The sequence below is a fragment of the Guyparkeria sp. WRN-7 genome (assembly GCF_001641825.1).
Lineage (GTDB): Bacteria > Pseudomonadota > Gammaproteobacteria > Halothiobacillales > Halothiobacillaceae > Guyparkeria.
Genome location: NZ_LRFH01000016.1, coordinates 246,327 through 264,392, shown reverse-complemented (window position 1 = coordinate 264,392; position 18,066 = coordinate 246,327). Strand labels below are relative to the sequence as shown.

The 18,066-nt window shown below is 66.0% G+C and carries 19 protein-coding genes; 13 read left to right on the top strand and 6 right to left on the bottom strand.

What is annotated here, in order from left to right; translation table 11 throughout:
* Window positions 1-67: 67 nt before the first annotated feature.
* Entirely contained in the window at window positions 68-916 is an 849-nt protein-coding gene (kdsA, locus tag AWR35_RS09525) for a 3-deoxy-8-phosphooctulonate synthase (RefSeq protein ID WP_058575712.1), read from the bottom strand.
* Between the two features lie 2 nt (window positions 917-918).
* Entirely contained in the window at window positions 919-2,568 is a 1,650-nt protein-coding gene (locus AWR35_RS09520) for a CTP synthase (RefSeq protein WP_058575711.1), read from the bottom strand.
* 277 nt (window positions 2,569-2,845) lie between these two features.
* Here AWR35_RS09520 and AWR35_RS09515 point away from each other — a divergent pair, with 277 nt between their 5' ends.
* From AWR35_RS09515 to AWR35_RS09475, 9 genes are all read left to right on the top strand, one after another.
* On the top strand, window positions 2,846-3,298 hold the full coding sequence (locus tag AWR35_RS09515; RefSeq protein WP_058575710.1) for a MarR family transcriptional regulator: 453 nt from the start codon (window positions 2,846-2,848) through the stop codon (window positions 3,296-3,298).
* A gap of 123 nt (window positions 3,299-3,421) precedes the next feature.
* Window positions 3,422-3,976 (top strand): DUF2062 domain-containing protein, encoded by a 555-nt coding sequence (locus tag AWR35_RS09510; RefSeq protein WP_058575709.1) that lies wholly within the window; start codon window positions 3,422-3,424, stop codon window positions 3,974-3,976.
* A 121-nt stretch (window positions 3,977-4,097) separates the two neighbouring features.
* Window positions 4,098-7,793, top strand: a complete 3,696-nt coding sequence (gene metH, locus AWR35_RS09505; protein ID WP_082664045.1) for a methionine synthase — start codon at window positions 4,098-4,100, stop codon at window positions 7,791-7,793.
* A 106-nt stretch (window positions 7,794-7,899) separates the two neighbouring features.
* A complete protein-coding gene (zapD, locus tag AWR35_RS09500) occupies window positions 7,900-8,679 on the top strand; it encodes a cell division protein ZapD (protein WP_058575708.1) in 780 nt (259 codons plus the stop codon).
* A gap of 52 nt (window positions 8,680-8,731) precedes the next feature.
* Entirely contained in the window at window positions 8,732-9,541 is an 810-nt protein-coding gene (minC, locus tag AWR35_RS09495; RefSeq protein WP_197408189.1) for a septum site-determining protein MinC, read from the top strand.
* Window positions 9,542-9,691: 150 nt separating this feature from the next.
* A complete protein-coding gene (gene minD, locus AWR35_RS09490) occupies window positions 9,692-10,507 on the top strand; it encodes a septum site-determining protein MinD (protein ID WP_058575706.1) in 816 nt (271 codons plus the stop codon).
* 3 nt (window positions 10,508-10,510) lie between these two features.
* The gene (gene minE / locus AWR35_RS09485; RefSeq protein WP_058575705.1) at window positions 10,511-10,798 is read left to right on the top strand and encodes a cell division topological specificity factor MinE; all 288 of its coding nucleotides are present in this window, start codon (window positions 10,511-10,513) and stop codon (window positions 10,796-10,798) included.
* Window positions 10,799-10,940: 142 nt separating this feature from the next.
* Window positions 10,941-11,462 carry a YeeE/YedE thiosulfate transporter family protein gene (locus tag AWR35_RS09480; RefSeq protein WP_082664044.1) on the top strand — a complete coding sequence of 174 codons (522 nt, stop codon included), beginning with the start codon at window positions 10,941-10,943 and terminating at the stop codon, window positions 11,460-11,462.
* Between the two features lie 3 nt (window positions 11,463-11,465).
* Window positions 11,466-11,891 carry a DUF6691 family protein gene (locus AWR35_RS09475; RefSeq protein WP_058575703.1) on the top strand — a complete coding sequence of 142 codons (426 nt, stop codon included), beginning with the start codon at window positions 11,466-11,468 and terminating at the stop codon, window positions 11,889-11,891.
* Between the two features lie 16 nt (window positions 11,892-11,907).
* Here the strand turns inward: AWR35_RS09475 and AWR35_RS09470 are convergent, their stop codons facing one another.
* Window positions 11,908-12,573 carry a glutathione S-transferase family protein gene (locus tag AWR35_RS09470; RefSeq protein ID WP_058575702.1) on the bottom strand — a complete coding sequence of 222 codons (666 nt, stop codon included), beginning with the start codon at window positions 12,571-12,573 and terminating at the stop codon, window positions 11,908-11,910.
* A 99-nt stretch (window positions 12,574-12,672) separates the two neighbouring features.
* Between AWR35_RS09470 and AWR35_RS09465 the strand changes: the two genes are divergently transcribed.
* From AWR35_RS09465 to AWR35_RS09455, 3 genes are all read left to right on the top strand, one after another.
* The gene (locus tag AWR35_RS09465; protein WP_058575701.1) at window positions 12,673-13,101 is read left to right on the top strand and encodes an RNA-binding S4 domain-containing protein; all 429 of its coding nucleotides are present in this window, start codon (window positions 12,673-12,675) and stop codon (window positions 13,099-13,101) included.
* Window positions 13,102-13,189: 88 nt separating this feature from the next.
* Window positions 13,190-13,792: a nitroreductase family protein gene (locus AWR35_RS09460; protein WP_058575700.1), complete on the top strand. Its 603-nt coding sequence runs from the start codon at window positions 13,190-13,192 to the stop codon at window positions 13,790-13,792.
* Window positions 13,793-13,929: 137 nt separating this feature from the next.
* A complete protein-coding gene (locus tag AWR35_RS09455; protein WP_058575699.1) occupies window positions 13,930-14,142 on the top strand; it encodes a hypothetical protein in 213 nt (70 codons plus the stop codon).
* An 84-nt stretch (window positions 14,143-14,226) separates the two neighbouring features.
* Here the strand turns inward: AWR35_RS09455 and mltF are convergent, their stop codons facing one another.
* Complete coding sequence (mltF, locus tag AWR35_RS09450; RefSeq protein WP_058575698.1) at window positions 14,227-15,588, bottom strand: membrane-bound lytic murein transglycosylase MltF; 1,362 nt, start codon at window positions 15,586-15,588, stop codon at window positions 14,227-14,229.
* Window positions 15,589-15,739: 151 nt separating this feature from the next.
* Between mltF and AWR35_RS09445 the strand changes: the two genes are divergently transcribed.
* Window positions 15,740-16,954, top strand: a complete 1,215-nt coding sequence (locus AWR35_RS09445) for an APC family permease (RefSeq protein ID WP_197408188.1) — start codon at window positions 15,740-15,742, stop codon at window positions 16,952-16,954.
* Between the two features lie 22 nt (window positions 16,955-16,976).
* Here the strand turns inward: AWR35_RS09445 and AWR35_RS09440 are convergent, their stop codons facing one another.
* Both AWR35_RS09440 and AWR35_RS09435 read right to left on the bottom strand, forming a co-directional pair.
* Window positions 16,977-17,594, bottom strand: coding sequence for a phosphoribosyltransferase (locus AWR35_RS09440; protein WP_156413988.1), 618 nt, complete (start codon window positions 17,592-17,594; stop codon window positions 16,977-16,979).
* Between the two features lie 57 nt (window positions 17,595-17,651).
* The gene (locus AWR35_RS09435; RefSeq protein WP_058575695.1) at window positions 17,652-17,993 is read right to left on the bottom strand and encodes a zinc ribbon domain-containing protein YjdM; all 342 of its coding nucleotides are present in this window, start codon (window positions 17,991-17,993) and stop codon (window positions 17,652-17,654) included.
* Window positions 17,994-18,066 lie beyond the last annotated feature (73 nt).

Genomic DNA, 18,066 nt, shown 5'->3' with positions numbered 1-18,066 from the left:
CGGTTTGGATGCGGTTGCGGCCCGAGGCACCCCGGCCTCGCGCCCAGTGATTCGTTGACCGGCCGACTCAGTCGCCCAGGCCCAGCCGCCCGTTTTCCGGGAACCCGGAGGCCTTGACTGTCCGGTCCAGGGTCGTGAGCGTCAGCAGCAGGTCGGCCATTTCGTCCAGCGGCCAGGCATTTGGCCCGTCGGACAGCGCCACGTCCGGATTCGGGTGCGTCTCCATGAACAGGCCGGATACGCCCGCGGCCACCGCGGCGCGCGCCAGCACCGGCACGAACTCTCGCTGACCGCCCGAGGCCTTGCCCTGCCCGCCCGGCTGCTGCACCGAGTGGGTGGCGTCGAAGACCACCGGCGCGCCGGTCTGGCGCATGATCGCCAGGCCGCGCATGTCGGAGATCAGGGTGTTGTAGCCGAAAGAAACGCCGCGCTCGCAGACCATCACCTGATCATTGCCCACGGCGCGGGCCTTTTCCACCACGTTGGCCATGTCCCAGGGGGCGAGAAACTGGCCCTTCTTGATGTTGACCGGCTTGCCCTGCCGGGCGACGTTCTGGATGAAGTTGGTCTGGCGGCAGAGGAAGGCCGGCGTCTGCAGGACATCGACCACCGAGGCCACTTCCTCGAGCGGCGTGTCCTCGTGCACGTCGGTCAGCACCGGCAGATCGAACTCGCGCTTGACGTCCTCGAGGATCGCCAGCCCCTTCTCCATGCCGGGGCCACGATAGCTCTCGGTCGAGGAGCGGTTCGCCTTGTCGAACGAGCTCTTGTAGATCAGCCGGATGCCGGCGGTATCCGCCATTTCCTTGAGCCGTCCGGCGGTTTCCTGCGCCAGCGTCTCGGACTCGATCACGCAGGGACCGGCAATCAGGAACAGCGGCTGGTCCAGCCCCACCTCGAAGTCGAGCAGTTTCATCGTCATTCGTTATCCATGGCCTCGGATTTACCCACCCGCTGGGCATGGGCGGCGTTGACAAAGGCGATGAACAGCGGGTGGCCATCGCGCGGCGTGGAACGGAATTCCGGGTGGAACTGGCAACCGAAGAAGAACGGATGGTCGGCCAGCTCGACGGTCTCGACCAGCTGGTTCTCGGCCGACCAGCCACCGAACGTCAGTCCGGCCTCGGCCAGCGGCTGCTGGTAGCCGTTGTTGAATTCGTAGCGGTGGCGATGGCGCTCGCTGATCTCGTCACTGCCGTAGACCTGATGAGCCAGTGTCTTGGGCTCGATCCGGCAGCGCTGCGCGCCCAGGCGCATGGTGCCGCCGAGATCCACGTCCTCGCTGCGCTCGATACGGTTGCCGTGCTCGTCGGTCCACTCCGTGATCAAGGCGATGACCGGGTGCTTGGCCTCGCGGTCGAACTCGGTCGAGTGCGCCCCCTCGAGACCCGCGACATTGCGGGCGTACTCGATCACCGCGACCTGCATGCCGAGGCAGATGCCCAGATACGGCTTGCCGGACTCGCGGGCATACTTCACGGCCGCGATCTTGCCTTCGACACCACGCGAGCCGAAGCCGCCGGGCACCAGGATGGCGTCCATGCCCTCGAGGCGGGCCACGCCGTCATGCTCGAAGGCCTCGGAATCGAAGTAGTGGATATTGACCCGCGTCCGGGTCTGGATACCGGCGTGCAGCAGTGCCTCGTTGACACTCTTGTAGGCGTCGACCAGGTCGACGTACTTGCCGACCATCGCGATGTCGACGATCCGGTCGGGCTTGGTCTGCGCCTCGACCACGCGATCCCATTCGCTGAGATCGGCCGGCCCGGCACTCATATGCAGTTTCCGCAGCACCGTCTCGTCGAGCTTCTGCGTGTGCAGCAGGCGCGGAATGCGGTAGATGGTGTCCGCGTCGATCGCGGAGATGACCGCGTCGTGCTCGACGTTGGTGAACAGCGCGATCTTGCGCCGCTCCTCTTCCGGCAGCGGCACCTCGGCGCGACAGACCAGCACATCCGGCTGGATGCCGATCGAGCGCAGTTCCTTGACCGAGTGCTGGGTGGGCTTGGTCTTGACCTCGCCGGCCGCCTTGATGAACGGCACCAGCGTCAGGTGCATGAAAATGGCGCGATCACGGCCCATTTCCACGCCCAGCTGGCGGATCGCCTCGAGGAACGGCAGCGACTCGATGTCGCCGACCGTGCCACCGATTTCGATCAGCGCGACGTCGTAGCCCTTGGAGCCCTCGACGACGCGACGCTTGATTTCGTCGGTCACGTGCGGAATCACCTGCACGGTCCCGCCGAGGTAGTCACCGCGCCGCTCGCGACGGATGACGGTCTCGTAGACCCGACCGGTGGTGAAGTTGTTGCGCCGCCCGACCGGGGAGCGCACGAAGCGCTCGTAATGACCCAGGTCGAGGTCCGTTTCCGCGCCGTCGTCGGTGACGAACACCTCACCGTGCTGGAAGGGGCTCATCGTGCCGGGGTCGACGTTGATGTACGGATCGAGCTTCATCAGCGTCACACGCAGCCCGCGCGATTCGAGCAGCGCACCCAGCGAGGCGGCGGCGATTCCCTTGCCCAGTGACGAGACGACCCCACCGGTAACGAAGACGAACTTGGTCATTAACGAACCATATCGAGAGGAGGTTGATGGCGGACCGACGGGCCCCGTTTCAGGGGCCGAATCTTACCGCAAACCGCCTGTTGCGGCAATCTGCACCACCGCAGGTAATCGGGGTTGCCCCATTCCCGCAATGGCTGCCCGAAGCCGGCTTCGCCCGGGCCGGAACCACCCCGGCAGAATGCCCTCGCAGGCACCGCCGAGCGTATCAAGATGGCGAAATCCCATCGGGGATGCGACCATATGGGTATTCGATTTTTATGACAGCCACACCGAACCCATGACCGAATCGAAAGATCCCGTCCAGCAGCGCGAAGACGAATTCACTCGACTGGTGTTCGACGTGTCGCGCCTGTGGCGCGTCCAGGTCAACGAGACCCTCGGGGCCTTCGACCTGACCGCCTCGGCCTGGGCCGTGCTGCGCATCCTGCGTGACGAAGGCGAGGGGCGCACACAGAAAGATCTTGCCGGCGAACTCGCGATCGAGGGACCGACACTGGTCAAGCTGCTCGACGGCCTGGAGAAGGGTGACTGGATCGAACGACGCGTCTCGGAGGCCGACCGACGCGCCAAGACCATCTGGCTCAAGCCGGGCGCGCGACCACGCATCGAGGAGGCCGACCGCGCGTTGGCGCAATTCCGCCACGCCGTGATCGGCGAGCTGAGCGATGAGGAAAAGCAGAGCTACATGACGTTGAGCCGCAAGCTGCGCGATCTGCTCAAGAGTCGCTAGACTCGACCGCCCGGCACGGCTGGATGCCCCGGGCCTGGACGCGACGGACCGCCCTGCTTCATGAGAGTCGGCAACTGGCCGACTAGACTCGTGTCTCCCGAGTCGACGTTCGACGAGGCCTCAATGCCACGAAAGTTCTTTCGTCGCCTGACACCGAACCGCCACCGGATCGTCAACCAGCCGTTCCTGCGGCCGGTGGCCCAGTTTCTCGGCGACCCCAACCTCTGGCATCTCAATCGCCGCTCGGTCTCCGGCGGCGTGGCACTCGGCCTGTTTCTCGCCTTCATCCCCCTGCCCGGCCAGATGCTGATCGCCGCCACTGCCGCGATCTTCATGCGCGTCAACATCGCGCTGGCCGTCGCCATGGTCTGGGCGACCAACCCGATCACCATCCCGCCGCTGCTGTGGCTCGCCTACCAGGTCGGAGCCACCCTGACCGGCTGGACCCTGCCACCGCCGGCCGGTGGCGAGATGAGCATCGGTTACGCCATGGGACAACTGCCCCATATCTGGCTGCCGCTCGGGATCGGCCTGCTGACCATGGCTTTCGTCAGCTCGATCGCCGGCTTCACCATCATCCGGCTGCTGTGGCGGCTCAATATCGCCGCTCACAAGCGCCGCCGACAGGCGCAGCGACGCCTGCGGCTGCGTCGCACGCATTCACAGCAGCGACGCTGACCCCCGCAACCGGAGCCCCCCTTCGCTGCGTTATACTGCGGGGCTTTCACCGCCATTCACCCGCCGACCGGCGCCCTGCCCGCAGCTGGGTTGCCGGCCGGCCCAGGACCCCGCGTCGCCCATGACTTCGATCGACCGAGACCATCCCGTTTTCGACCAGCTCCGTGACCTGATGCGCCAGCGCATCCTGGTGCTCGACGGCGCGATGGGCACCATGATCCAGAACGCCCAGCTGTCGGAAGACGACTTCCGCGGCGAGCGCTTCGCCGACTGGCCGGTCGACCTCAAGGGCAACAACGACCTGCTCGTGCTGACGCGCCCCGACGTGATCGAGGACATCCATCGCCAGTACCTGGATGCCGGCGCGGACATCATCGAGGCGAACACCTTCTCGGCCACGCGCATCGCCATGGCCGACTACCAGATGGAGGAGCTGTCGCGGGAGATCAACGTCGTCGCCGCGCAGATCGCCCGCAAGGCCGCGGATACGAAGACCGCCGAGACGCCCGACAAGCCGCGCTTCGTCGCCGGCATCCTCGGCCCCACCAACCGCACCGCTTCGATCTCGCCGGACGTCAACGACCCCGGCTACCGCAACACCAGCTTCGACGAGCTGGTCGATGCCTACCGCGAGTCGGCCGAGGCACTGCTCGAGGGCGGCGTCGACATCTTCCTGGTCGAGACCATCTTCGACACGCTCAACGCCAAGGCGGCGGTGTTCGCGCTCGAGGAGCTGTTCGCCGACCGCGGCCAGCGCTGGCCGGTAATGATCTCCGGCACCATTACCGATGCCTCCGGGCGCACCCTGTCGGGCCAGACCACCGAAGCCTTCTACAACAGCCTGCGCCACGCCCGGCCGCTGTCGATCGGCCTGAACTGCGCGCTCGGCCCGGACCTGCTGCGCCAGTACGTCGCCGAACTCTCGCGGGTGAGCGAGTACTTCGTCTCCGCCCATCCCAACGCCGGCCTGCCCAACGAACTGGGCGAGTACGACCTGGAGGCCGACCCGATGGCCGCCTCGATCGGCGAATGGGCCGAGGCGGGCCTGCTGAACATCATCGGCGGCTGCTGCGGCACCACCCCGGCGCACACCGCCGAGATGGCACGCCGCGTCGAGGGTGTCGCCCCGCGCAAGCCGGTCGCACCGGAAGTCGCCTGCCGCCTGTCGGGACTCGAGCCGTTCAACATCAGCCCCGACTCGCTGTTCGTGAACATCGGCGAACGTACCAACGTCACCGGCTCGGCGCGTTTCCGTCGCCTGATCAAGGAAAACGACTACGACACGGCCCTGGACGTCGCCCGCCAGCAGGTCGAGAACGGCGCGCAGATGATCGACATCAACATGGACGAGGGCCTGATCGACGGCGTCGAAGCGATGCAGCGCTTCCTGAACCTCGTCGCCGCCGAGCCGGACATCTCGCGAGTGCCGATCATGATCGACTCCTCGAAGTTCGAGGTGATCGAAGCGGGCCTGAAGTGCGTCCAGGGCAAGGCCGTGGTCAACTCGATCTCGCTGAAGGAAGGCGAGGAATCCTTCCTCGAGCAGGCGCGCGTCGTGCAACGCTACGGTGCGGCCGCCGTGGTCATGGGCTTCGACGAGGACGGCCAGGCCGACAACCTCGAGCGGCGCAAGGAGATCGCACAGCGGGCCTACGATCTGCTCACCGGAATCGGATTCCCGCCCGAGGACATCATCTTCGACCCGAACATCTTCGCCATCGCCACCGGCATCGAGGAGCACAACAACTACGCGGTCGACTTCATCGAGGGCACCCGCTGGATCAAGGAGAACCTGCCGCACGCGCTGGTCTCCGGCGGGGTCTCGAACGTGTCGTTCTCCTTCCGCGGCAACGAGCCGGTGCGCGAGGCGATCCACAGCGTCTTCCTCTACCACGCCGGCCGCGCCGGGATGGACATGGGCATCGTCAACGCCGGCCAGCTGGCCGTGGTCGACGAGATCCCCGACGAGCTGCGCGAGACGGTCGAGGACATCGTCCTGAACCGACGCGATGACGCCACCGACCGCATGCTGGAGATCGCCGACAAGTACCGCGACTCCGGCGGCGAGAAATCCAGCGGTCCAAGTCTCGAATGGCGCGAGTGGCCGGTGGAAAAGCGCCTCGAGCATTCGCTGGTCAAGGGCATCGACGAGTACGTCATCGAGGACACCGAGGAGGCGCGCCAGAACGCCGAGCTGCCGCTGCACGTGATCGAGGGCCCGCTGATGGACGGCATGAACGTCGTCGGCGACCTGTTCGGCGCCGGCAAGATGTTCCTGCCGCAGGTGGTCAAGTCCGCCCGCGTGATGAAGAAGGCGGTCGCCCACCTGCTGCCCTACATGGAGGCCGAGAGCTGCAACGCCCAGTCGGCCGGGAAAATCGTCATGGCGACGGTCAAGGGCGACGTCCACGACATCGGCAAGAACATCGTCGGCGTGGTCCTGCAGTGCAACGGCTTCGAGATCATCGATCTCGGCGTGATGGTGCCGACGCAGAAGATCCTCGACACCGCCCGTGAGGAAAACGCCGACCTGATCGGCCTCTCGGGCCTGATCACCCCGTCGCTCGACGAGATGGTCAACGTGGCCAGCGAAATGCAGCGCCAGGGCTTCGACATCCCGCTGATGATCGGCGGGGCGACCACATCCAAGCTGCACACGGCCATCAAGATCAACCCGGCCTACGACCACCCGGTCATCCACGTGCTCGACGCCTCGCGCGCCGTGGGCGTGGCATCGAAGCTCCTGGGCAAGAACAAGCAGGCCTTCGTCGACGAGGTCGAGGGCGAATACGACAAGGTGGTCGCCCGCCGCCAGGCCAACCAGAAGGAGGCCAAGCGGGTCTCCATTCAGCAGGCACGCGACAACCGCCAGCGGGTGGATTTCGACGACTACACCCCGGTCGCGCCACAACAGCCGGGCGTACACGTGCTCGAGGACTATCCGCTCGAGGAGCTCGTCGAGCGGATCGACTGGACGCCCTTCTTCCAGAGCTGGCAGCTGTTCGGCAAGTTCCCGGCGATCCTCGATGACGACAAGGTCGGCACCGAGGCGCGCAAGCTCTTTGAGGATGCCCGCGCCATGCTCAAGCAGATCGTCGAGGAGAAGTGGCTCACCGCCAATGCCGTCTACGGCTTCTGGCCGGCCGCCTCGGTGGACGACGACATCCGCGTGTTCACCGACGAGTCGCGCCAGGGCGTGCTGACCTCCCTGCACCACATCCGCCAGCAGATGCCGCGCTCCGGCGGCAAGCCCAACCAGTGCCTGGCCGACTTCGTTGCACCCACCGGCAGCAAGGTCAGGGACTGGATCGGCGGGTTCGCTGTCACCACGGGGCTAGGCATCGAGCCGCACGTCAAGCGCTTCGAGGAGGCCAACGACGACTACAAGGCCATCATGCTGCAGTCGCTCGCCGACCGCCTGGCCGAGGCCTTCGCCGAGCGGCTCCACGAGCGGGTGCGCAAGGAGTTCTGGGGGTATGCCGCCGACGAGGCACTCTCCAACGACGAGCTGATCGCGGAGAAATACCAGGGCATCCGTCCCGCTCCCGGCTATCCCGCCTGCCCGGATCACACCGAAAAGGGTCTGTTGTGGGAACTCCTGGCGCCCGAGCGCATCGGAATGGAATTGACCGACTCGTACGCCATGCATCCCGGTGCCGCGGTCTCGGGGTGGTACCTCGCCCATCCGGAGGCACGCTACTTCGGCGTCGGCCGGATTGGCCAGGATCAGGTCGAGGACTATGCCCGACGCAAGGGCTGGAGCCGGGCCGAGGCCGAGAAGTGGCTGGCGCCGATTCTGGGGTACGAGCCGGACTGACGGCCCGACGCCGCGCCCGCTCCGTGGGAGTTGAGTTATTCCGCGGGCAGGCAGAGAATGGCGAGAGCGAGACGGGCTACCCACTCTCGACGAGCATCGGCATCCAATGGATCGGAACGCACCTCTGAAAATCTTCGAGCAACCGCTGAACGAACGGATTCGGGCCTGCCTGAGGCTCGACCACCTGTTCTCGCGCATCGACCACCACCTGCAGAGCTCGTCGCGCGACGACACCCTCTGCACGGTGCTCCTGCTGCTCGAAGCCTCGGACGTTCTCTCGCGCATCGACATCAAGCGGGAACTGATCAAGGAGCTCGAGCGGCAGCAGGCACGCCTGATGAACGTGCCCGACTCCCCCGGCGTCGACCGCGAGAAGCTCAACGCGCTGCTCAAAAAGCAGGACGGCCTGATCAAGGCGCTGCATGCCTACCATGCCCAGCCCGGCGCCCACCTCAAGACACACGAACTCCTCAACGCCGTGCGCCAGCGGGCATCCATCCCCGGCGCACTGTGCGAGTTCGACATCCCCGGCCTGCACTACTGGCTGGGGCTGCCGGAGGAAAAGCGACGCGAGGACATCGACACCTGGCTGGAGCCGTTCGCCGACATCCGGCAGGCCAACGAGATGGTGATCGACCTGATCCGCAACAGCGTCGACACCATGTCGGTGGTCGCCGAAGACGGGTTCCTGCAGCAGAGCATCGAGAGCGCGACGCCGTACCAGTTGCTGCGGGTGATGATCGACGAGGGCACGGTATCCTACCCCGAGATCAGCGCCGGCAAGCACCGCTTCACCGTGCGCTTCATGACCCTGGACCGGGAGAACGGCCATCCCCGGCAAGTCCAGGAGGACATCGAATTCCGCCTCGCCCTGTGCCGCCTGTAACGGCGCGGGAACCACGATTCCAACAACAATCAGGATGAGTTTCGAGCCCCACATGACCGCAACCACTCGCAAGGCCGGCCGTACCGGCACCGCGGCCCTCGACATCGACCAACGCCCGCTCGCCCTCACCCATGTGCATCTCTACGAAACCCATCTGCTCAAGCTCACCCGCAGCCTGAGCGAGCGTTTCGGCAACCCGGGCGTCGGCGACGAGCGCGAGCCTTGCGTGATCGACCTGGCCGCCATCGCCGACAGCGGCAAGTGGATCGACTTCCCCGCACTGGTCAGCCTCCTGCGCAACTACCGGCTCGAACCGGTCGGTGTGGTCCACGGCAACGATCAACAGAAGACCCAGGCGCGCAGCGCCGAGCTGCCGGTATTCGATGACCAGGAGGTCGTGCCCACTGCTCCGGCGGCGGCAGCCGAACGCGCACCGGAACCGGAGCCCGAGCCTCAACTGGAACCGGCCGCCGAGACGGCGGCATCCGCCGAACCCCAAGCCGAGACCCCGGCACGGCCGGCCGGCCCGGTCGCGCCCATGATCCTGCGCCACCCCGTGCGGTCGGGCACCGAACTCTACGCCCAGGGACAGGACATGGTGGTAATGAACACGGTCGGCGCCGGCGCCCGCGTGGTAGCCGACGGGTCGATCTACATCCACGGCGCCCTCAAGGGCACCGCAGCGGCCGGCGCCGGCAATCAGAGCGAGGCACGCATCTTCTGCGAGTCGTTCGAGCCCGAGATCATCGCCATCTGCGGCACGTTCCTCGACGGCGAACAGCTCGCCCGGCACCCGGCATGGGGCAAACGGGTCGTGGTAGAACTGAGGGACGGCCAGCTGGCAGTCCAGGCATTCGACTGAACGTCCCAGGCAGACCGTTCATAACGGGGATCGTTGGGAAACAGACGGCTTTGTGGCACAGTCCGGCCACCCTGACGACCCGCAGCCTGCCGGCCGCAGCCGGCAGGCAACAAAAACGTCAACAATCTTTCGCGAGTAGGGAGACAATCCGTGTCCAAAGTCCTGGTGGTAACTTCCGGTAAGGGTGGCGTTGGCAAGACAACGACCAGCGCGGCCATTTCGAGCGGGCTGGCCATGGCCGGCAAGAAGACCGTCGTGATCGACTTCGATGTCGGTCTGCGCAATCTCGACCTGATCATGGGTGTCGAGCGACGGGTCGTCTACGACATCGTCAACGTCATCCACGGCGAGGCAGGCCTCAACCAGGCACTGATCCGGCACAAGGAGGTCGACAACCTCTACGTCCTGCCCGCCTCCCAGACCAAGGACAAGGACGCCCTCTCCGAGGAGGGTGTCGGCAAGGTCCTCGACGAACTGCGCGAGGAAGGTTTCGACTACATCGTCTGCGACTCGCCGGCCGGCATCGAGCGCGGCGCGCAGCTGGCGATGTACTACGCCGACGAGGCCATCGTGGTCTCGAACCCGGAAATCTCCTCGGTGCGAGACTCCGATCGCATGCTGGGCATCCTCGCCAGCAAGTCGCGCCGGGCGAAGGAAGGCGAGACCGCAATCAAGGAACACCTCCTGATCACCCGTTATGCCCCGGATCGGGTCGGCACCGGCGAGATGCTCTCGGTGGAAGACATGATGGAGATCCTGGCCGTGCCGCTGCTGGGCGTGATCCCGGAATCCAACGCGGTGCTGCAGGCGTCCAACGCCGGCCGCCCGGTGATCCTGGACGATTCCACCGACGCCGGTCAGGCCTACGAGGATGCCGTCGGCCGCCTGCTGGGCGAGGACCGTCCGATGCGTTTCATCGAGACCGAGAAGAAGTCGTTCCTCGGTCGCCTGTTCGGTCGGAGTTAAGCCATGGGACTGCTCGACATCTTCCGTACCCGATCAAACGAGCCCTCGGCCAAGATGGCCAAGGAGCGCCTGCAGATCCTGATCGCTCACGAGCGGGCTCAGGGCCAGCACCGGACCCCGAACTACCTGCCCGAGATGCAGAAGGAGATCCTCGAGGTGATCCGCAAATACGTCCACGTCGAGGACGATGCGGTCAAGTTCGAGGTCGAGCACAACGAGCAGTTCGAACTGTTCGAGCTCAACATCACGCTGCCCGAGAAGCTCGAAGGCGGGGAGCGCCAGTCCGACTGACACCGTTCCGTCCGCACCGGCAAGCTCACACCCCCGTCCCCCGGGGGTGTCTGTCGTTATGGGCACAGAAAAACATCTGCTGGCGCCGATGCCGCATCGCCGTTAAGGTGCGGGATTTCATCGACATACGGTGCCCACGGAGATGATGGATCTGCTCGAGACCTTGGTCGACGCCTTCTTCGCGCCGCTCTGGCCGCCCGTGCTGGTCGGTGCGCTGATCGCCCTGCTCGCCTTCGGGCAACGCTGGCTGGCCGACCAGCCGCTGTCCTGCTCGACCGGCTTTGCGAATCTCGCCACCAGTCTGCGTCCGGGAGGCCAACGCGACCGGGACGGCGACTGGCGGATCGTCTTTCTGCTCGGCATCGTGCTCGGCGGCCTGCTGGCCGCACTCACCGATGGTGCCCCCGCCTGGCAAGGCACCGCCGCCGAATTCGGCCGCTTCTACTCGGCTTTGATACCCGACTCCACCCTCGGCTCCGCGCTCTGGTGGCTGATCGGCGGCCTTCTGATCGGGCTCGGGGCACGGCTCGCCGGCGGCTGCACCTCCGGGCACACCATTGCCGGGGTGGCCATGGGCGCGCCGGCCAGCATCCTGGCCTCGGCCGTCTTCTTCGCCGTTGCGGTGGGCACCGCCCAGCTCGCCGCCTGGATGCTGGGGGTCTGAACGATGCTCAACCGACGCAACGCGCTCTTCCTCGCCTTCGGTATCGGCTTCGGCTTTCTCTTGAGCCGAGCCGGCGCGACCAGCCCGTTGATCATCAGCGAACTGCTGCTGTTCGACGATCTGCGACTGCTGTGGGTGATCGCCACCGCCGTGGTGCTGGGTGGCGTGCTCACCTGGTTCGCCCGGCGCCGCCAATGGCGGGCACGCAATACCGGCCAGCCGATCACGATCCAGCACAAGCCGTTCAAGCGCGGCCTGATCGTGGGCGCCGTCCTGTTCGGGCTTGGCTGGGCGGGCACCGGCGTCTGCCCGGGCACGGCACTGGCCATGCTCGGCGAGGGCAAGTGGTTTGCCGCCTGGGTGGGTGCCGGCATCGTGGTCGGCGCCGGCATTGGCAGCTGGCTGAATCACCGCCTCGGGAGCCGCTGAGGCGGCTTCCGGCGCATCAGCCGGCGAGATGCTGCTGGGCGTACCAGCCGTTCATCTTTCTCAACATCATCGGAAACATCTCGTCGAAGCCCTCGGGCAGCGAGTCGCGCACCACCGGCTCCTCGACCAGCTGCTCGCCCCAACGCTTCACGGTTGGCACGGCATCCCAGTCGACGATGGATTCCGGCAGCGCGAACAGGCGCTGGAACAGCGGTGCGAACGACGTGTCGACCAGCGACAGCTTGGCCCCGGAGAAATATGGTGCCGGCGGCGCCTTGGCCAGCTGGCGTTCGAGATTGCCGATCAGCTTCGCCAGCTCCTCCCGCTTGGCCGCACTCCCCGCTTCCTCCGGTGCGGTGATGGTGCCGAACATCGCGAACAGGGCCGCCGACCCCATCTCGATCCAGGCACGCTGCTGGGCACGCTCCAGCGCATCGTCCGAGAGCATGCGCTCGCCGAAGGACTCGTCGAGGAATTCGTTGATCACCGCCGACTCGAACAGCACCGTGCCGTCGACCTTCAGCACCGGCACCTTGCCCAGCGGCGAGACCTCGCCGAACCAGCTCGGGGGATCATCCAGCTGGATGAAAGTGGTATCGAAAGGCACACCCTTGTGCTTGAGCGTGATCACAGAGCGCTGGACGAAAGGACAGAGCTTGAAGCTGATCAGTTCGAGTTGCATGATGCCTCCACATCAAAACGATTTCCCGGACCGCGCACCACGCGCGTCCGACGAGTCCCAAAGCGTAGCCTAACGGCCACCCGGATTGTCGCCACTGACGTGAAAAAACGACCCGAGAAAAGCCCGTCCCAGGCCACATCGCCTCAGCCCGACAGCCAGCGCCTGGACACCTGGCTGTGGGCGGCACGCTTCTTCAAGACCCGCCAACTCGCCTCGGCGGCAATCGACGGCGGCAAGATCGAACTCAATGGCCAGACGGTGGGCAAGCGCGGCAAGGCCATCCGGCCGGGCGACCGGCTGACCATCGGCAAGGCGGGCATGCGCTTTGTGGTCGACGTCGAGGGTCTCAACCCCAAACGCGGCCCGGCCAGCGAGGCGCAGGCGCTCTACCGCGAAACGCCCGAGAGCATCGAGCAGCGTCGCCTGGTGGCCGAGCAGCGCCGTGCCGAACGCGAACTCAACCCGCACCACAAACCCGCCAAACAGGCCCGTGCCCTGCTGCGCGCCCTGCGCGGCAAGTCCTTCTAGTACCGCTCACCTGGCCTTCGCACCTCGGCAACCGCCAACGACGACACCTATACTCCCCGGCCAAACACACCACAACACGGGAGAGTGCATGCAAGTCAGCGAAGCGATCGAGACCCGTCGCGCCATCAAGCAGTTCGACCCGGAACACCATTTGTCCGAGTCCGAACAGGACCGCCTGATCGAACTGGCGATGAAGTCACCGACGGCCTTCAATCTCCAGCACTGGCGATTCGTCGTGGTTCGCGATCCCGCCCAGCGGCAGGCCATCCGCGAGGTAGCCTGGGACCAGGCACAGGTCACCGATGCCTCCATGCTGGTCATCCTCTGCGGTCGTCGCGACGTCTGGCAGACAGAAGCCGAACGCGTCTGGCAAGGTGCCCCCGCCGAGGTGCAGGAAATGATGCATGGCGCCATCGATGCCTACTATCGGGACCAACCTCAGGTCGAACGCGACGAGGTGATGCGTAGCTGCGGCATCGCGGGGCAGACACTGATGCTGGCGGCACGAGAAATGGGCCTCGACTCCTGCCCGATGGACGGCTTCGACTACGATGCGGTGGGTCGATTGATCGGCCTGCCCGACGACCACGTGATCAGCTTCATGGTCGCCATCGGCAAGAAGGCCGCTGATGTCTGGCCGCGTCCAGGCCAGCTGGCAATCGACGATGTCCGCTTGATCGATCGATTCTGAAACTTGTTGCGCCCCAAGGCCTCCAAGGCCGTCAGGTGCGATGGAAGCCGGCCACGTCTCGGCGAGACTGCATCGCACCGATGGCTCGGAAACCACTCCGGATACGTCCGGACAATCGACGATAAGGAGAACAAGCCATGACTGCCAGAAACGCACTGATTGCCCTGATGATGGCCCTGGGCCTGACCCTGGCCGGTTGCTCGGACAACGATGGCCCGGCGGAACAAGCGGGCGAACAGATCGATGAAAGCATGGAAGAGGCCGGCGACGAGATCGAGGAAGCCACCGACGAGATGGGTGGCGAGGCCGAGGAAATGGGTGACGAGGTCGAGGAGTCGACCGACTACTAACCGCCCGGCTGTCCCGACAGCCTGGCCGTCAAAAAGGCCCCGGCTCAGCCGGGGCCTTTCTCGTTTGCGATGCCGCTGCGGACATCACGGCAGGTCGGCATACAGCGCCCGGGCGATCACGTCGCGATAGTTGCGAATGCGCTGCACGTAATGCACCGGCTCGTAGCCCCGTGCATAGCCGTACTTGGTCTTCGGGTAGTAGCGCTTGTCCGCCTTGAGCGGCAAGACCTCACGCATGTCGCTCCAGGAGTCCGGGTCGCGACCCAGCTCCCGGGCCAACTTGCGCGCATCGAGCACGTGCGCGCGGCCGATGTTGTAACTCGCCAGCGCCAGATAGGTGCGATCGGGTTCCGGGATGTCCGCCGGCAAGCGTTCATGCCGGTCGGCCAGGTATCGGGCACCACCGATGATCGACTCTTCCGGGTCGAGCCGGTTCTCGACCCCGAGCGACTTGGCCGTCGGCTGGGTCAGCATCATGATCCCGCGCACCCCCGTGGGCGAGACGGCCTCCGGGTCCCAGTGAGATTCCTGGTAGGCCATCGCTGCCAGCAGATCGACCGGCAGCCCGGTGACCTCGCCGGCCTTCTCGAATTCGTCCAGGTAACGCGGCAGACGCTCGTCCAGGCGGCGATTTAGGGCACGCAGATCAACGAAGTCGAACTCGCCGATATAGGCGTAGTAGTGCTCGCGCACCCGGTCGACGGCGGCCTGCCCCTTGTCGCCAGCACGCCAGTCGCGAGTGGTCCTTGCCAGGTCTTCCAGCGAGTTGGCCGCATACCAACCGACGGGTTCGGGATCGTCCAGGTCGAATGCCACCTCCAGATGCGGCCAGTGACGCCGCAGCACCTGCACGATGGTCGAATCGGCCACCGTGCAACCGATCTCACGTTCGGCCACCCGGGTGAGCAGCACCTCGGTACTGACATCCGCATGCGTTTCGAAAGCCAGTTCATCGAACTGCTCGGACAATCGCTCCAGCCGGCCGGCGTAGCTCGACTCCCCGGTGACGTGCAGGTCGACGTCGGCGAGCTCCTCGACGGTATCCGGCAACGGACGGTCCTCGCGGTGACAGACCACCTGCTGGACCACCTCGCCGTGGGAAAGCCCCTGCTCGAAACGGTCGTCGCGGGCCGGCAGATGGGTCAGTCCCGCGGCGGCGAGGTGGGCCTCCCCCTCGTCGAGCGCGGCGAGTACCGCCGCGGTGGACTCGTGGACCTGCCATTCCACCGTCCAGCCCTGTGCCTCGGCGAATGCCTCGACGAGGTCGTGCTCGGGGCCGGCAGGGTCCTGATCGGCCCCCACATACCAGGTCGTCGGTCCGTTGCGGGTGGCCACGACCAGCACACCCCCCTCTCCCGGCGAGCTGGCACCAACAGCCGGGCTGTCATTGCAACCGGAAAGGACGAGCGGAAAGAGCAGGAAAGCGGTCAGCAGGTAGCGGAACATGAAAGCTCGCGGATGCGGGTTCGCATTCAGGATAGTACATATAGCCGCACGCCAACCGTCATTCGGCCACTACACTGACCCCATGAGCCGGCCACGCCAGCGACAAGACAACAGTGATACGAAGGGCCTTCCGGCCCCGCGACAGGCCGTGTTGCAGCGAGAGTTGGGGCCGGTCCTGCTGACGCTCTACGGACTGGGCACCATCCTCGGGGCGGGCATCTACGTCGTGATTGGCGAAGTCACCGGGGCTGCCGGTCTGCTCACCCCGCTGGCCTTTGTCGTGGCGGCACTGGTTGCCTCGCTCAGCGCCCTGTCATTCAGTGAGCTGACCGCCCGCATCCCGGATGCCGGCGGGCCGATCGACTACGCCCGCGAGGCCTTCGGCCGACGCTGGCTGTGCATCGCCATCGGCTGGGGCCTCGTGGCGACCGGCGTGGTATCGGCGGCCACCATCCTCACGGGCTTCGAACGCTACGCCTCACTGTTCGTCGAGCTGCCCACGCTACTGACAATCACGCTGGTGACACTCGCCCTGGGCGGCGTGGCAATTGCGGGGATGCGAGAGAGTGCCTGGTTCATGGCGGTGACCACCCTGCTGGGCATCGGCGGTCTTGCCTATGTGGTCTGGGTGGCGGCACCGGCGATGGGCGATGCGCCGCTCGTCCTTGCCGACACTCTGAGCGATGCGGCGAACAACCCCGGCGCCGGCCTGCTACTCGGTCTGTTCCTGGGCGCGTTTCTCGCTTTCTACTCGTTCATCGGTTTCGAGGACATGGCGAACCTCGCCGAGGAAGTCCGCGACGTCAAACGCAACCTGCCCCGGGCGATCGTCGCTGCGGTGATCATCTCGCTGCTGATCTACGCCCTGGTCGCGGTGGCTGCCACCAGCGTCCTTGCCCCCGACGAGCTTGCCCTCGCCCATGCACCGCTGGTCGCGGTGGTCGAGGCGCGCGGCCACCCGGGCGAACCGCTGGGCCTGGTCAGCCTGTTCATCATCGTCAACGGCGCGCTGGGCCAGATCATCATGGCCACCCGACTGATCATGGACATGGGGCGCGACCGACGGGGCGCACCGGCGGTGCTCGGCAGAATCCATCCGCGCACGCACACCCCGGTAATCGCGACGCTCGTGGTCACCGTCGCGGTACTGCTTCTCGCCCTGTTCCTGCCGCTCAAGACGCTCGCCAACCTGACCAGCGCCGTCATGCTGGCCGTTTTTCTCACGGTGAATGCCTCGCTGATCGTCCTCAAGCGCCGCGGCCAGCCGGAAGACGTGCCAAACATACGGCGCTGGATTCCGTGGCTGGGGCTTGCCCTGTCCGCCGGGGCCCTGGTCGCTCAGGGGGTAATCGTCGGACTGGGGTGAACCGCACCTCTGGCCCCGCTGATCAGCCGTATCGGCCGGCAGCCAAGTCAATGCCGTGGTAGTAAAGCACCCGGTCGAGCTCCGCGTCGTCGAGCTGCAGGCCGTGATGCGCTTCCAGGCGATTGAGCGCCTCTTGCCGTGTGGTGGGGGGTGGCTGCATCTGGCACAGGAACTCGCCGACGTCCTCGACCACGGCCCAGGGGTAGAGAATCCAGCGCCACTCGTCGATCGTCTCGGCGACGAAATCGGCGCGGCAATGGGTGTTGGCCTTCTCGTGCAGCACGCCCATGCGCACGGCAGCCGGGTCGAGCCCCTCGAGATAGGGGCGCGCGGCTTCTAGCGTCTCGCCGCTGTCGTTGACGTCGTCGACCAGCAGCACCCGCGCGCCGCTGATGTCGCTCCCCAGCGGCTCGGTCACCTCGGCACGACGCTGGGCCTGTGCGCCGGCGCCGTAGTGCTGAACCTTCAGGCTCAGCAACCGCGAGATACCGAGAAAGTCGCAGACGAACCGCGCCGGCATGAAGCCGCCCCGGGCCACGGCGATCACCGTGTCGGGCTCGAAGCCGCTCTCGCGAACGCACCGGGCCAACCGGTCGCTGGCAGTGATTACCGCCTGCACGGATATCTTCTGGACCGGCATTGTCTCGCGTCGAGTCATCGTCCCCTCCCTGCGGCAACGAGATGGCTGGACGGCGGCTCAGGCCTTCTTGACGAACTCCGACTTGAGCTTCATCGGCCCGATGCCGTCGATCTTGCAGTCGATGTCGTGATCCCCTTCGACCAGGCGGATATTCTTCACCTTGGTGCCCACCTTGACCACCGAGGAGGTGCCCTTGACCTTGAGGTCCTTGATAACGGTCACGTTGTCGCCGTCGGCCAGCGGGTTGCCGTTGGCATCGCGCACGGTCGGCTCGCCGGCATCCGCGGGCACCTCGGCCTCGCCGGACCACTCATGGCCGCATTCCGGGCAGACGTACAGCGTGCCGTCGTGGTAGGTGAAGGTCGAGCCGCACTGCGGGCAAGGGGGAAGTTCGCTCATCCGACGATCCTGGTTGATTGGCCGCTAATGGTAACCCGAGCCGGGGCGACATCCGCGGATGTCCCGACGCCGG